A 16,424-nucleotide genomic window follows, 5' to 3' on the forward strand; every position below is an offset into this window, starting at 1 on the left:
CCTCCACCCAATGTCATCGTAATAGCTGTCATGGCACTGTTCATACAAACTGTTTGATCAGAGCCTGCTGTAATAGTATGTACTGGATTAACAACTACAGTGTTAGTAATTGCCAAAGGTGTTGTACATCCCACAGGAATATAAGTATACTGCACTCCATCTACCCAAACAATACCTCCTGTCCTTGTGATGACAATTGTATTTGTAGCAACTGTAGTTGTAACTGTTATATATTGAAGTACATCATTAGTACCTGAATTAAAAGTTCCAATTGTTGCCGTACCATCTGAAATATTAACTGCACCTGGATTCGTATCTTTTGCTATACTCACAGTTATATTAGTACCAGCCGGAACAGTATGTTGCAGTGTAATTGTTAAAGTTGTTGCCGAACCGTCAACAAAAGCACAATTAGTTGCATTAGCCGCAGCTCCAGAAGCAGATATTGCACCTGTTGCATTAGCAGGCGTATTACCTCCTGTGGCCGAAAGCCCTAAACCGATTAAAGGGGTTCCACTTGATGCTACCGAAGTACCATTAAATGTTGTATTAGCAACTACAGACGGAACAGTCACTGTTGCTGTACCTGCAGCACTCAATACAACTGTTTGAGCAGCTCCTCCGTTGATATTATATGTCACTGTGGCATTAGGAGTTCCAGTTACATTGAATACAGCATTATTTCCCGAACATATTGGCGTAGTCGATGTTACCGAGGCCGTTGGAGTCGCAGAAATTGTAACTGAAGTAGTTGCATTAATAACCGGACACCCTCCGCCTGGAGTTAAACTGTAGGTAACAGTATATGTCCCCGGTGTACTCGCACCTGTATTAATTGCCCCTGTAGTAGTATTTATAGATAATCCCGCAGGAGTAGCACTATAAGTACCACCCGTATAACTTCCAACGCCGGTAAGTGTTACTGCTTGAGAACCAGCAACATTACAGAACGGTGAGCCGGTATAGCTAATAGATGCTGACGGACAAGGACAGGTAACATTAATCGTTACATTTCTTCTGTACTGACAGCCAAATTCATCCGTTACAGTAAAGGAATATACATATGATCCAGCCGTCGGGAAAGGTCCGATTGTAACATTATTCGCCAAACTGTTACCAACACATGGTCCTGGTGGCGGACATGTTGGTCCCGGATTGTTAACAACAGTACTTGTAGTCGTTTGTGCAGGAACCGCTGGCCCTGAACCGGTAGTTGACCATGTAGCAGTAGTTAAATCTGGTGTAGCCGATTGTAAACTGCCATAACATGAGGCCGGAAAAGTTAAAGACCAGTTCGACAAAACACCATCATCTAAAGTTAAATTATCTTTCACCTGTAACGTCCAGACACCATTCATTGTAGCTCCATTAAAAGCAGAAAACGGATTTGTGGAGTTGTATGTTTGAGAAATATAATAATTTCCCGTTTCGCATGCTCCTCCATAAGTACCACACGTTGAAGTTGCCGTGGTTGTTACTCCTGCAGCAGTCCATGCAACACCTCCTGAATTTACAACGGTATACGTCGCAACACAGCCCGGAACACCGTTATCTGCGGCGTTGGCACAAGTACCAAAATGAGTTCCTCCACCATGCTGGTCGTATACCATCACCGATTGACCGGACGGAGCTATTAAAGTAATCTCCAAATCTCCCGAATAAGAATGTTCCAAATTAAAAGTTAAAGTCGGATAACACCCTGCTGTCACAGTCGAACCAGCTGGAAACAATCCCGAAAAATCAAGACTTGATGTATAACTGGACCCTGATCCGTCTGGTAATGATACCGGACTTGAAACGATCGAAGGTGTTGCCTGTACAATTGTCTGCGAAAGCGCCAATCCGTTTAAGGTAACCGAATCTCCACAGTTTACCGGAATTGGGCCGGTGGTAGTTCCGGCAAAACTTGGTTCCGGCATCACCCTGACGACTCTTGTGACCGAATTGGTACTCAAACAGCCTAACGGATCAGTTGTGGTTATATTATTTCTTACCTTCAATCTAACAATGTAGTATCCACCAGTACTAGGAAAGGTATGTGTAGTGTTAGGGCCTGCCGTAATACTTGATGTTCCATCACCCCAATCCCATTCGTAACGAACAATACTTCCGGATGCAGTTGTTGAATTTGAAGCATTAAACGGAACCGTAAAGGAACCCGGCGACAAAGACGTAGAAGGACATAGGTCTACAGTTGCTGTACTCACCATTGCAGCAACCGGAGGTGTACAAGGTGTCACACATGAAATAGTTGCTGACCATCCTGAATATTGAATTAAAGAATCTGAGGTAAAACGAAATGTTAAACAGCCGTCAGGACTTGACGAGGTTACAACAAACGCTCCCAAAGTTCCCATAAAAGTATCGGCTGCAGCTCCAGAAACTGTATTTCCGTTCCATACCTCTAAATAGTCATATCCATCTTCAGTATCAAAAGAAGTAAATGAAACCCGGATTAAACTTCCCGGAGTTGAAGGACAAAACGTAATTGTACTGGATTGATTGCTGGCATAGTTACCATTTCCGCCTCCGTCTTTAAAAGTTCCGGAACACGTACTAATTGTACCGTTAGCACCGCTAGCCATATTATAAGTCTGTCCAAAACTTATGCAGCTAATCAAAAAGAATACAAAACTTAAAAAGTAGTTATTTCTCATAATTACTTATTTTATAGTTGTTAGTTTATTTTTCAACTTCTGATCAAATGCATATATGTACCACAATTCCTCTTTCGAGTATATGGATTTGACTTTGGATGACAGCGAATTAATAAAATCGGTTCCTTTTTTGTAGTAGTTGTAATAGTCCGGAGCCTGATCTTTATATTTTTCCAACTCTTCATCTGAAATCCTTTTTAAGAATTTCAAATCCTCTGAGGTATACTTTTCTTCCGAAAGTTTACCGGTAAGTTTATGGGACAAATCATAAACCTTCATTTTCAAAGGCATGCGATACCCAGGAGGTAGATTAAATTTACCACTATCACTGTTCAAATCTTGCGTTTGCGCAAAAACGACAGAAGAAAATGAAGTAAACAACAAAGCCAGCAAAAAGTACAAATGCTTCATAAAATTTATTTTAAAAAATTGAGAAAAATATTAATAGCCAAAAAACCGCTTCGAGAATGATTTGAAGCGTTAAGAAGAAATATCGGAAAAGGAATAACTGCCAACATAATTATCCCTTTGTAAAATCAGTTAGAAATGTAACACAAATGTAATGTTGAGCCATACGTTTCGGAAATATTAAAATTATGTTAATTAACAAATATGCAAAAATTTATAAAAAACACAAAAAAATATTTACTTATTTCAAAACAACAAACAACAAAAACAATACAAAGCCAGCAAATACAAGGATTCTGACAAATACAATAGTTATTAACAATATAACAAATTAACCTCATTTTATTAAAAACAAAGCTGTTTCACGGCTGTATTTGTCGTTAAAAGATTTCATTTCACCGACAGAACGATGTATAATTTTTATTAATTATCTTTGCTACAATTATTTCATAAATCAAAACCTTTATAATGATTCATAACGACGATTTGAACGATCAATTAGGAGACGACCATATTGCCACAAGTGCCGAAACTCCTTTGCGTTCTGATGCTTTTGAAATGTCTGATGAAGAGAAAATCAACTCTATCAAAAAAGATGTCGAAAACATACTAAATACACTTGGTTTAGACCTTACAGACGACAGCTTAAAAGGCACACCAAACCGAGTGGCCAAAATGTTTGTAAAAGAAATTTTCGGCGGTTTGCATCCTCATAAAAAACCGGGTTCTTCCACTTTCGAAAACAAATACAAATACGGTGAAATGCTGGTGGAAAAAAACATCACGGTTTATTCTACCTGCGAGCACCACTTACTCCCTATAGTTGGTCGCGCCCATGTGGCATACATTTCCAACGGAACGGTTGTAGGTTTATCCAAGATGAACCGAATTGTCGATTATTATGCCAAACGACCTCAGGTTCAGGAACGTCTGACCATTCAGATTGTTCAGGAATTACAGCGTGTTTTAAACACCGAAGATGTGGCGTGTGTAATCGATGCCAAACACCTTTGCGTCAATTCAAGAGGTATCCGCGATATCGAAAGCAGTACGGTAACGGCAGAATTCGGCGGAAAATTCAAAGAAGACAAAGTACGTCGCGAATTTTTGGATTACATTAAACTGGACACTACCTTTTAAATGACAGAGATTTTGAAGTTTTAATTTTTTTTTAATCTTTCAATCTTTAAATTTTTCAATAATTTTCTATGCAACTATATCAAAATCAACCGTTAAAGATTTACAATTCGCTTTCCGGAGAAAAAGAACTTTTCAAACCCATCCATGAAGGACACGTGGGAATGTACGTCTGTGGACCAACAGTTTACAGCAATGTTCACTTGGGAAACTGCAGGACTTTTATTTCGTTTGATTTGGTATACCGCTACCTGAAACATTTGGGGTACAAAGTGCGCTATGTGCGTAACATTACCGATGTAGGTCATATTGTGGATGACGAAGACGAAGGCGAAGACAAAATCGCCAAAAAAGCACGCGTAGAGCAGATTGAACCGATGGAAGTCGTACAGAAATATTCGGTCGATTTCCATCAGATTATGGAACTGTTCAACAATTATCCGCCAAGCATTGAACCCACAGCAACCGGACATATTATCGAACAGATTGAAATCATCAAGCAAATTATCGATAACGGTTTTGCTTACGTTTCGAACGGTTCGGTATATTTTGATGTGGCAAAGTTTAACGAAGCGCACAATTACGGGAAGTTGAGCGGACGCAACATCGAAGACATGATTTCCAACACCCGGGATTTAGACGGTCAATCCGATAAACTAAACTCGTTGGATTTCGCTTTGTGGAAAAATGCCGAACCGCAGCACATCATGCGTTGGCCTTCTCCGTGGGGCGACGGTTTTCCGGGCTGGCACTTGGAATGTACCGCTATGAGTACCAAGTACTTAGGCAAGCATTTCGACATTCACGGTGGCGGTATGGATTTAAAATTCCCGCACCACGAATGTGAAATCGCCCAAAACGAAGCCTGTACAGGCGAAACTCCGGTAAATTACTGGATGCACGCCAACATGCTCACGCTTAACGGAAAGAAAATGGCGAAATCGACCGGAAACAACATTCTTCCGAGAGAACTTTTTACCGGAAACAATTCGGTTCTGAGTAAAGCCTTTTCGCCTTCTGTGGCCCGTTTTTTTATTTTACAGGCGCACTATCGCAGCATTTTGGATTTTTCCGATGAGGCAATTTTAGCTTCCGAGAAAGGTTTCAACCGATTGATGGAAGCTATTGACAGTTTGGATAATGTTGAAGCTTCAGCAAGTTCTTCCCTAAACATTTCCGACTGGAAACAGTCGTGTTATGATGCCATGAACGACGATTTTAACAGTCCGATTTTAATTGCGCAGTTATTTGAAGGCGTTCGTTATATCAACCTGCTGAGAGAAGGAAAAGAAACCTTAACCGCAAGCGATTTGGAACTTTTCAGAAAGAGTCTTCACACCTTTGTATTTGATGTTTTAGGTTTGCAAAGTGAAAAAGAAACCGCAGCCAACAGCAACAAACTCGAAGGCGTGGTAAACATGCTTATCGGGATGCGTGACGAAGCCCGGGCGAACAAAGACTGGAGTTTGTCCGACGAAATACGCGACAAGCTTTTAGCGTTGGGCATTCAGCTGAAGGACGGAAAAGAAGGTACTTCGTTTACAATTCAGTAAATCATTTACATAACAATAATTTTTACAAAATGATGGAGTACCTTTACTTCATCATTTTTTTTGAAACATGCTGAAACAGATTCTTATTTTTCCGTTTATCGTACTCGTACGGTTTTATCAGGTGGCGATTTCTCCCTTCACTCCGGGCGTTTGCCGCTACTCGCCTACCTGTTCGCATTATACGGTGGAAGCGCTGAAAAAACACGGTTTGTTTAAGGGCGGATGGCTGGCCGTGAAGCGAATCAGCAGTTGTCATCCCTGGGGCGGAAGCGGTTACGACCCTGTTCCGTAAAATTTCTGATTAAATTAACCCTTTTTAGTCGTTGTACTATTTTTCATTTCTTATTTTTACCGAAATAAAGCTTACATTTTTAATATGACACAACCGCTATACTTTGTATGGAATCCTTCTGAGGGAATCGATTTAGGATTTTTCATGATTCGTTTTTACAGTTTAATGTTTATTGTCGCTTTTGGTTTAGGGTGGTACATCATGAAACACATTTACCAGAGAGAAGGCGAATCACTTGAAAAATTAGACTCCTTATTCATTTACACGGTCTTTGCAACGCTTTTAGGTGCACGATTGGGGCATGTTTTCTTTTACGACTGGGATTATTTTAAAGATCATAAACTTGAAATTTTGCTGCCGTTCCGGTTCAGTCCGGAATTTGAATTTACCGGGTTTGCCGGATTAGCCAGTCACGGCGCTGCAATTGCCATTATTCTGGTGATGTTTTATTACAGCAAAAAGATTATCCACCGCCCTATTTTATGGATTTTGGACCGTATTGTGATTCCGGTTTCCAGCGGTGCGATTTTTGTGCGTTTGGGTAATTTTTTCAACTCTGAGATTGTGGGTAAAGAGACCACTTCTTCATTAGGAATCAAGTTTATCCGCGACCAATATAACGCGAGAGAAGCCGTTGAAAAAACAGGCATTTCCGATCCTAAAGCCGCTTACAAAGCCATAGAATCTGATCCGCAGTATGTTAACCTGCTGAATGATGTGGTCGTAAAACATCCTGCACAACTTTACGAAGCGTTTGGCTACGTAATCGTGTTTGCGATTTTATTCTATTTGTACTGGAAAACCAACGCCCGGGAAAAACAGGGTTACCTTTTTGGTCTGTTTCTGGTAATGCTTTGGACTATTCGTTTCCTTGTGGAGTTTGTAAAAGAGAGTCAGGGTGGTTTTGAGAGCGCCTTAGGGCTTTTCTCTACCGGACAATGGCTAAGTTTACCTTTTATTGCAATTGGCGCTTATTTGGTCTCCAGAGCTTTAAAAACAACTACAAAATAAATTACAATTGTTTGTATATTATGAAAGCCGGTCTTGTACCGGCTTTTTTATGGCTTACTTTTTATGACTGATTACTCAAAAGTATCATGAAAAAAAAATTCCTTCAGCTTCCGCACAGAATACCCTGCTGGTAAGAAAATGGCTTCCTACTACTCCTGAAAGCAGAGGAAATCCTTTTCAGGGCTTGTTTGCCTGCAAATAAGCCCTGAAAAGATTGCAACGTATGGCAGAATTACCATTCCAAAAAAGCCCAAACAATACTGTACTGAAAACAAAAAAGCCACCCATTACTGAGTGGCTTTTCTTTATCATTAAAGCAATTATGCGTTTGCTTCTTCATGAAGTCTTTCTACTTCATCCTTGTCTGATTTTGGCATTGAATCTACCAACACCGGTGTCGCTAAGAATAAAGAAGAGTAAGTACCTACTGCAATACCGATTAACATCGCAAAGATAAAGCCTCGGATTGATTCCCCGCCGAATATGAACATGATTAACAATACGATAATCATTGTTAAGGAAGTATTGATGGTTCTTGACAATGTTGTATTAACAGAGTCGTTTACAATCTTGTTGAAATCTCCTTTGGTGTTCCCTGCAATAAACTCACGGATACGGTCGAATACGATTACAGTATCATTCATCGAGTAACCGATAACGGTAAGAATCGCAGCAATGAAGTGCTGGTCCATTTCCATGTGGAACGGCATATACTTGTAAAGCAATGAATAAGTACCCAATACAAAGATAACGTCGTGCGCAACCGCAGCAATCGCTCCTAAAGAGTACTGCCATTTGCGGAAGGATACCGCCAAATACAAGCCTACTACCAGCATGGCACCGATAACCGCCCAAAACGAGTTGGTTTTGATATCGTCGGATACTGTAGCACTTACTTTTGATGAAGACACCACGCCCAGTGTTTTTCCTTCAGCAGTATTGATGAAATCCTCATAAGAAATATTGCTGGCTGTATAGTGTTTTTTCAAACCGTTGTACAATTTCTCGTTCACTTCTTTGTCTACACCAACTCCGTCTTCCAATACTTTGTACTTCGTAATGATACGCATTTGGCTTGAATTACCAAATTCTTTTACCTCTACGTTTACTCCAAACTCTTTGGAAAGTTCTTCTGAAATTTCAGATGGCACAACCGGTTTTTCGAATTTCACCTGGAAGGTTCTACCACCGACAAAATCAACCCCCTGATCCAAACCATTCACAAAGAAGGAAACACAACTTACAATTACAACTAAAGAAGAGATCATATACGTCCATTTTTTAGCTTTCAAAAAGTCGAAATGGAAGTTTGTAAACCAGTTTTTAGTAATGTTAGTAGCAAACATTAGCGATCTTCCGGCTGCAATATCTCTGTCGATAAAGATTCTCGCAATAAAAATTGCCGTGAACAAGGAGGTAAAAATACCTATTAACAAAGTAGTGGCGAAACCTTTAATCGGTCCTGTTCCAAAAATGAATAGAATCAAACCGGTTAAGATGTGCGTTACGTTCGCATCAATAATAGAACGCATTGCTCCATGCCAGCTATATGAAGCCACAACGGAATCCGCTAAGGATTTACCATGGCGCAATTCTTCTTTGGCACGCTCATAGATAATGATGTTCGCGTCTACCGCAGTACCCATTGTCAATACGATACCTGCAATACCCGGCAACGTTAATACAGCTCCTAAGCTTGCTAAAATTCCGAATAAGAACAATAAGTTAACAATCAAAGCAACATTGGCATACCAACCAGCTCTTCCGTAATAGAATACCATCCACAAACATACCAGTGCCAATCCTACTAATGATGACATGATACCGTTATCAATAGCCTGTTGTCCTAATGACGGACCTACTACTTCTTTTTGTACAATTTCCGCAGATGCAGGTAATTTACCGGCTCTTAAGATATTGGCTAAGTCTTTAGTTTCAGAAATCTCAAAAGAACCTGAGATTTCACAACTTCCGCCAGGAATTGGTTTTTCAACACGTGGTGCAGAGTGAACCGTGTTGTCTAAAACGATAGCAATAAAACCTACTGTTTTAGCAACTTCTCCTGTGAAATCTTCCCATTTTCTCGCTCCCGCTGCATTAAACTGAATTGTTACACATGGTTTACCTAACTGGTTGAAATCGTCTTTAGCGTTGGTTACCACACCACCACCTACCGGAGGCACACCGTCACGAGTAGTTTTTAAAGCGAAAAGCTCTACCACATCAGGAGTTTTTGGATTTACTTTACCCCACGCAAAACGGGCAAAACGCTGTTCTGCAGGCAATAAAGCTCTGATATCTTCTCTTTTTAAATAACTGTTAACTTTCGCCGTATCTTTTGGACTGAAATAAGCCAAAACCGGACCACCTTGTTGTCCGCCGCCTTTTACCAATCCTAATAACGGGTTATTTGCAGCAGCTGCAGCAGTTGTAGTATCTTTTGCTGTTGATCCTGTTAATAAGGAATCAATTTGTGAAGTTTTCGGTGCTTCTTTTACGGCAACCGGTTTCTCAGTTTTCTTCAAAGCATCGTTAGCCGCCAAAAGGAAACTCCCGATTTCCTCCATTTTATAGGTTTGCCAGAACTCCAATTGAGCTGTACTCTGAAGTAATTTTGTGATACGGTCTACATCTTTCGCACCCGGTAATTCCACTAAAATTCTTCCGGATTCTCCAATCTTCTGGATGTTTGGCTGTGTAACTCCGAATTTATCGATACGCTCTCTCAATACGTTAAAAGCACTTTCAACAGACTCTTTTACTTTTTGCTTGATAATTGGTTTTACCTGAGCATCGGTCATTTTGGAAGTAATCTCGGTAAGATTTCTGTTGGCAAAAATCTCCGGAGATGATAACTTAGTGGTACCGTTGGAAACTTTATCAAAAGCAATGAAGAACGCATCCAGATAATCCTGATTTCCTTCTCTGTTTTTGGTAGCTTCCGATAATGCCTGGTTGAAAACCGGGTTTTTCGAATTATTCGCTAATCCTTTTAAAACGTCTTTAACCGAAATCTGAAGGGTAACATTAATACCTCCTTCAAGGTCAAGACCTTTGTTAATTTGTTTTTCTCTTACTTCATTAAAAGTATGACCTAAAAACACTTTCTCTCTGCCAATTGAATCCAAATAGGCCAACTCTTTTTTGGAATCGCCACCGGAAGCCGCTTTCGCTTTGCTCTCGATATTATTGGTAACAACTGTGAAGGAAAGCTGGTAAATACTTACCAACGCAAACAAAATTGCAAAAAATTTAATGAGTCCTTTATTCTGCATTATTACTAAAAATTAATTATTTTTTTCAAAAACGAGCAAATATATACTTTACAATACTATTTACCAATTTATTTCTTAATTATATCAAAAAAAAGACTGCATGGAGCAGTCTTCCTTATTATTATGTGATTTGGATTACACCAAAACTGATTTCAAATCACCGTTCATCGCGCGGACTGCATCGGCACTTTTTGCAAATAAGGCTTTTTCGGCATCGTTTAATTTGACATCTACTATAGATTCGATTCCGTTTTTCCCAATGATGCACGGCACGCCTAAACAAATATCATTCTGACCGTATTCGCCTTCCAAAAGCACCGAGCAAGGAATCATTTTACGCTGATCGTTTAAGATACTGTCTACTAGATAGGCTACAGATGCACCCGGAGCATACCATGCTGAAGTCCCCAACAATCCTGTTAAAGTCGCACCGCCTACCATCGTATCGGCAGCCACTTTATCCATTTCTTCCTGAGACAAATAGGTTGAAACCGGAGTTCCACAATATGAAGCCAAACGGGTTAAAGGAATCATGGTTGTATCGCCGTGACCTCCGATTACCATACCATCCACATCGTTAGAAGGCTTGTTTAATGCTTTAGACAAGTAATATTTAAAACGCGAACTGTCTAACGCACCACCCATTCCGATGATACGGTTTTTAGGCAATCCGGTTGCTTTTAACGTTAAATAGGTCATGGTATCCATTGGGTTGGAAACCACAACAATAATAGCATCTGGAGAATGTTTCAGCACATTTTCCGCCACACCTTTCACAATTCCGGCATTGATTCCGATTAATTCTTCACGTGTCATGCCCGGTTTTCTCGGAATACCTGAAGTAATCACTACCACATCGCTTCCTGCCGTTTTAGTATAATCATTTGTTGACCCTACTACACGGGTATTAAATCCTGTGGTAGTGGCGCATTGTGAAATATCCATCGCTTTACCTTCGGCAAAACCTTCTTTGATATCCAACAATACAACTTCGCTTGCAATTCCTCTGTAAGAGATAACATCTGCACAAGTGGCCCCTACATTTCCGGCGCCAACTATTGTTACTTTCATGATTAATATATTTTTTTGGGTTGGTTAATTCGGTTCTAAATATAGGAATTAAAATTCATACTGCACAGAAAAATTGGCATTAACAAATTTCCCAAAGGCAACCACCGGCTGCAGGTAAAATTTCTTAATCTGATAACGGCCTGAAATTTCCCCCATTACATTGGTTTTGGTTTTGTAGATTTCCTCCAGTTTCTTGTTCAGGATTTGCTGTAACGGAATTATATTCTCGATTTCACCCCTTTCCCCTCCTACTTTGTATTTAAAGTTACTGGTATTTACAATAATTCCGGCCATCAGTTCAAAGTTTCCGAATTCTTTCGAACCGTTAACCTGAAACTGCCACGTATCCACTAAACCGTTTAGCCGATTGATTCCAAGACTTCCGTATTGTGTTGGGATACTGATAAAATCAAAACTGATATCCTCTTTAGAATACACCGCCAAAGCAGCCAAATTGACTTTTTTAGCTTCAAGTGATTTAAAATACTGACTGAAATTGTGTTTCAGACCGAAACCGTACACCTGATAATCCCCTCTTTTCAATTTGGTTTTAGTCGAATATTTGGCAATAATTTCGATACCGTAAGGCAAAGCGACGGAACCCTGAAGATACGGGTAAAAAATCGTTTCCTGATTAACCCCTTCGGGTGATTTCAGACGGATTTCTTCCCCATCCAAATCTCCGGCAAGATAGATTTGCGAATCATTACCTAAAGCCGTAGGAACCGTAGCTGAAGTTGCACCTTCAATCTGAAAAAACTGAAAATCGGCATTGTTAACTTTAAAACTCCTATCCCGTTTCGGAACAAAAAAAACATTGGAATGAATCCCCAACGTCACATCCCACAACTTCCTTTTTTTAGGTGATGTCATCCAACCTGAGGCTGCCTGATATACTGCCGCATCCGTTGCAGGCGTGATGTACTGATCCGAAAAGAAAAGGGCATCGTTTAACAGATACCCTAAATCTTCAAATGTTTGTGACGATTGTGCCTGTAACCTGTTTCCAAAAAAAAGACAAGTCAGCAACAATCCCGATATTTTAAACACGTTATGCATCGATTTTTGCATACGCCGCGTTTTTCTCGATAAATTCTCTTCGTGGCGGCACTTCATCTCCCATTAACATGGAGAAAATTCTATCCGCTTCCGCAAGGCTATCGATGGATACCTGACGTAAGGTTCTAAACTCAGGATTCATGGTGGTTTCCCACAACTGTTCCGCGTTCATCTCTCCCAAACCTTTGTAACGCTGGATAGACACTCCGCCCCCCATTCGCTCGGAAATCTCGTCACGCTGTACATCGTTCCAGGCGTACTCTTTTTTGTTTCCTTTCTTCACCATATATAAAGGCGGGGTAGCGATATAAACATAACCGTTTTCAATCAGTTCTTTCATGTAACGGAAAAAGAACGTCAAGATTAAGGTAGAAATGTGACTACCATCGACGTCGGCATCACACATGATTACAACCTTATGATAACGTAGTTTTTCAAGATTTAAAGCTTTACTGTCTTCCTCGGTTCCGATGGTAACACCTAGTGCCGTGAAAATATTGCGGATTTCTTCGTTTTCGAATACTTTGTGATGCATCGCTTTTTCCACATTCAGAATCTTACCACGCAAAGGCATAATCGCCTGGAAATTACGATCACGACCTTGTTTTGCCGTTCCGCCCGCGGAGTCTCCCTCAACAAGGAATACTTCACATTTTGCCGGATCCTGCTCGGAACAATCTGACAATTTACCCGGTAAACCTCCGCCCCCCATAACGGTTTTGCGTTGTACCATTTCACGGGCTTTTTTCGCTGCGTGACGTGCCTGAGCCGCTAAGATTACTTTCTGAACAATGATTTTCGCATCGTTTGGATTTTCTTCCAAATAGTTTTCCAACATCTCGGCAACTGCCTGAGAAACCGGTGAAACCACCTCTCTGTTTCCTAATTTGGTTTTGGTCTGTCCTTCGAATTGCGGTTCAGCCACTTTTACGGAAATAATGGCCGTCAAACCTTCACGGAAGTCGTCTCCGGAGATTTCGAATTTCAGTTTATCCAACAATCCGGAAGCATCGGCATACTTTTTAAGGGTACGGGTTAATCCCATACGGAAACCTTGCAAATGCGTCCCTCCTTCATGAGTGTTGATATTATTTACGTAAGAGAAAATGTTTTCCGAGTAACTGTCGTTGTAAATTAACGCCACTTCTACCGGAATTTCCCCTTTTTCGTTTTCCATGCTGATTACGTGACCGATGATTGGCACACGGTTTCCGTCCAGGAATTTAACGAACTCTTTCAATCCTTCTTTGGAATGAAAGGTTTCACCGAGGAAATTTCCGTCTTTGTCCGTTTCTCTTCGGTCGGTTAAAGTGATGGTGATTCCTTTATTCAGGAACGCTAACTCACGCATACGTGCCGCTAACGTATCATACGAATACTCTAGTGTTTGGGTAAAAATCGTCCCGTCAGGTTTGAACCAAACAGTTGTTCCGCGCTTGTCGGTTTCTCCAACCTGCTTTACCGGATACATCGCTTTTCCTCTTTCGTACTCTTGCTCGTATACTTTGCCTTCTCTGAAAACCGTAGCTTTTAAGTGGTCGGACAAAGCGTTAACACACGATACCCCAACCCCGTGCAAACCTCCGGAAACTTTATAGGAATCTTTGTCGAATTTACCTCCGGCACCGATTTTAGTCATTACAACCTCCAGTGCGGAAACGCCTTCTTTCTTGTGAATATCTACCGGAATTCCACGCCCGTTGTCTTCAACCGTAATGGAATTGTCTTCATTTATCGTTACAAAAATAGTATCACAGTGTCCGGCCAACGCTTCGTCGATGGAGTTGTCCACTACCTCGTAAACCAAGTGGTGAAGCCCTCGCACTCCTGTATCACCAATGTACATTGAAGGACGCATCCTTACGTGCTCCATTCCTTCAAGCGCCTGAATACTGTCTGCCGAATAACTGCTCTTTTTTACTTCTTCGCTCATAATTTATTCTTCTGAATGTATAATTTTTGTCTAACGAGCAAATATATGAAATTGAAGCTGATTTACCATCAAACACAACCCTGATTAGGCGGTAAGTTATCAACAAAATGCTAATGTTTTCCACAAAAAAAGCGCCGGTTGACACCGACGCTTTGAACAAACAAACTAATCACATTGTAAATTATGCGACTGCTTTTTCTGCGGAAACCGCTATGCTGGTATCGGCCTGTACGTGTGCTGCATTGGCACGGCCACTCGGATCTTGATTAACCTGCCATTTCGGAATCCATTTTCGAACGGTTTTCGCAGCGCTTTCCTGAGGGAAATGCTTATGAAAGATCGTTCTGTAGAAAAAGGCTTCTTTGGTGGCCGGTGTGTTGTACGGAAACAGAATTTCCGCTTTGGCAAATTCATCATCGGAAACCTGTGACGCACAATGTTCGATTAAGGCATCAATCCAGTGGTAGCCTACGCCATCGGAAAACTGTTCTTTCTGACGCCATAAGATATGTTCCGGTAAATACGGCTGTTCCAGTGTGTCAAAGGCCTTTCTGAGGATGTATTTTTCGATTCCGTCGTAGGTTTTCGGCATTTTCTCTTTCGGCTGGATTTTGATGGCTAATTCCAAAAAGGCTTTGTCTAAAAATGGCACTCTTGCCTCTAAACCATGCGCCATTGTTGACTTATCCGCACGCAACAAATCAGCGGTGGAAAGGAGTTGGACGCGTTCGATGGTTTCTTTCTGAAAATCGGCTACACTTGGCGCGTTTCGGAAGTACAGATATCCGCCGAAAATCTCATCGGAACCTTCGCCGGAAAGCACTACTTTGATGCCCCTGTCGGTAATCGCCTTGGAAAGGAAATACATCGGAGTGCTCGCACGGATGGACGTTACATCATAGGTTTCCAGATGCCAGATCAATTTTTCCAGAATCTGAATACCCTCTTCTATCGTGAAATGTATTTCGTGGTGTTCAGTGCCCAAGAACTTCGCCACTTCCCGTGCCGCGATAGCGTCCGGAGCAGCGGCATCCAAACCGATGGAAAACGAATGCAGTGGTTCTGCTCCCGTTTCTTTTATCAGGCGTGATGCTATGGAGGAAATCAGAGAAGAATCCAGTCCTCCGGAAAGCAAGACACCAATTGGCACATCGCTCATTAGACGTTTGCGGACGGCTTCAGTTAAGGTTTCCCGAATGACTTGTAAATCCAGTTTTTCAACGGCTAAAGTTTCGTCTTCCCATTTGGGCTGATAGTATTTTACAAAACCGGTTTTCGGCGTGTAATAGTGTCCGGGCGGAAAAGCTTCAAAGGTTTCGCATTGGTCTGCAATGGCTTTCATTTCGGATGCAAAATACAGGCGTCCTGCTGCGTCTTTTCCGTAATACAATGGTTTTACTCCCAGCGGATCACGTCCTGCAATAAAATCATCGCCGTCGATGACCATGAAGGCAAAAATTCCGTCTAACCTACCGCAGAAATCATAACCAAATTCTTCGTAAAGGCGCACAATAACTTCAGAATCGGAAGTGGTGCGGAAAGTATGATGTTTTAAAACGGTTTCCCGCAGTTGTTTATGGTTGTAGATTTCGCCGTTGTGTACCATCCAGGCCGAGGACGTTCCCTGAATGGGTTGTTTGCCGCTTTTTAAATCGACGATGGATAAACGTTCGTGGCTTAGGACATGGCCTTTTTCCGTGAAGTGTAAATCGCTTTCGTCGGGTCCGCGGTGGGACATTCTTTTGGATAGTTGTTGGACTAAAGTCGTATCTAGTTTTTGTTCTGTTTCAAGGATTGCTAAAATTCCGCACATAATCGTTTCATTTGAAGTTTTATTATGAAACAAAATTGCGTTTTAAAGTTTTATATTGAAATCTTAAAATTTATTTTAATTACAATTTTAAATTAATAAATCGCTTTATATGATAACAATGCAATTTCAAAGTAATGTATTTATGGTTTTGGATTACAGATTGTAATTTTCAGCTAAAAACTTTACAAAAAACAACATGGTTTCTCCCTAGCCCT

At 40.9% G+C, this 16,424-nt stretch carries 11 protein-coding genes; 4 read left to right on the forward strand and 7 right to left on the reverse strand.

Features of this window, described 5'->3' with window-relative positions:
- On the reverse strand, nt 1-2,657 hold a 2,657-nt coding region (locus G498_RS0110180), incomplete at its 3' end, for a proprotein convertase P-domain-containing protein (RefSeq protein WP_154656454.1).
- Nucleotides 2,658-2,663: 6 nt separating this feature from the next.
- Nucleotides 2,664-3,068, reverse strand: a complete 405-nt coding sequence (locus G498_RS0110185) for a hypothetical protein (RefSeq protein ID WP_026981048.1) — start codon at nt 3,066-3,068, stop codon at nt 2,664-2,666.
- Between the two features lie 465 nt (nt 3,069-3,533).
- Between G498_RS0110185 and folE the strand changes: the two genes are divergently transcribed.
- The 4 genes from folE to lgt all read left to right on the forward strand — a co-directional run bounded on the left by folE (nt 3,534) and on the right by lgt (nt 7,058).
- Nucleotides 3,534-4,205: a GTP cyclohydrolase I FolE gene (gene folE, locus G498_RS0110190; RefSeq protein ID WP_026981049.1), complete on the forward strand. Its 672-nt coding sequence runs from the start codon at nt 3,534-3,536 to the stop codon at nt 4,203-4,205.
- 68 nt (nt 4,206-4,273) lie between these two features.
- Nucleotides 4,274-5,755 carry a cysteine--tRNA ligase gene (cysS, locus tag G498_RS0110195; protein ID WP_026981050.1) on the forward strand — a complete coding sequence of 494 codons (1,482 nt, stop codon included), beginning with the start codon at nt 4,274-4,276 and terminating at the stop codon, nt 5,753-5,755.
- Nucleotides 5,756-5,822: 67 nt separating this feature from the next.
- Nucleotides 5,823-6,047 carry a membrane protein insertion efficiency factor YidD gene (gene yidD / locus G498_RS0110200; protein WP_026981051.1) on the forward strand — a complete coding sequence of 75 codons (225 nt, stop codon included), beginning with the start codon at nt 5,823-5,825 and terminating at the stop codon, nt 6,045-6,047.
- 84 nt (nt 6,048-6,131) lie between these two features.
- Nucleotides 6,132-7,058 carry a prolipoprotein diacylglyceryl transferase gene (lgt, locus tag G498_RS0110205; protein ID WP_026981052.1) on the forward strand — a complete coding sequence of 309 codons (927 nt, stop codon included), beginning with the start codon at nt 6,132-6,134 and terminating at the stop codon, nt 7,056-7,058.
- A 320-nt stretch (nt 7,059-7,378) separates the two neighbouring features.
- Here the strand turns inward: lgt and secDF are convergent, their stop codons facing one another.
- The 5 genes from secDF to asnB all read right to left on the reverse strand — a co-directional run bounded on the left by secDF (nt 7,379) and on the right by asnB (nt 16,209).
- Nucleotides 7,379-10,333, reverse strand: a complete 2,955-nt coding sequence (gene secDF / locus G498_RS0110210) for a protein translocase subunit SecDF (RefSeq protein WP_026981053.1) — start codon at nt 10,331-10,333, stop codon at nt 7,379-7,381.
- A gap of 135 nt (nt 10,334-10,468) precedes the next feature.
- Nucleotides 10,469-11,404: a malate dehydrogenase gene (locus G498_RS0110215; RefSeq protein ID WP_026981054.1), complete on the reverse strand. Its 936-nt coding sequence runs from the start codon at nt 11,402-11,404 to the stop codon at nt 10,469-10,471.
- Nucleotides 11,405-11,452: 48 nt separating this feature from the next.
- A complete protein-coding gene (locus G498_RS0110220; RefSeq protein WP_240470442.1) occupies nt 11,453-12,475 on the reverse strand; it encodes a DUF6588 family protein in 1,023 nt (340 codons plus the stop codon).
- Nucleotides 12,456-14,396 (reverse strand): DNA topoisomerase (ATP-hydrolyzing) subunit B, encoded by a 1,941-nt coding sequence (gene gyrB / locus G498_RS0110225; protein ID WP_026981056.1) that lies wholly within the window; start codon nt 14,394-14,396, stop codon nt 12,456-12,458. The genes G498_RS0110220 and gyrB overlap by 20 nt, the downstream gene beginning before the upstream one ends.
- 181 nt (nt 14,397-14,577) lie before the next feature.
- Complete coding sequence (gene asnB / locus G498_RS0110230) at nt 14,578-16,209, reverse strand: asparagine synthase B (protein WP_026981057.1); 1,632 nt, start codon at nt 16,207-16,209, stop codon at nt 14,578-14,580.
- Nucleotides 16,210-16,424 lie beyond the last annotated feature (215 nt).

Origin of the sequence: Flavobacterium suncheonense GH29-5 = DSM 17707 (genome assembly GCF_000430025.1) — a bacterium.
Classification (GTDB): Bacteria; Bacteroidota; Bacteroidia; order Flavobacteriales; family Flavobacteriaceae; genus Flavobacterium; species Flavobacterium suncheonense.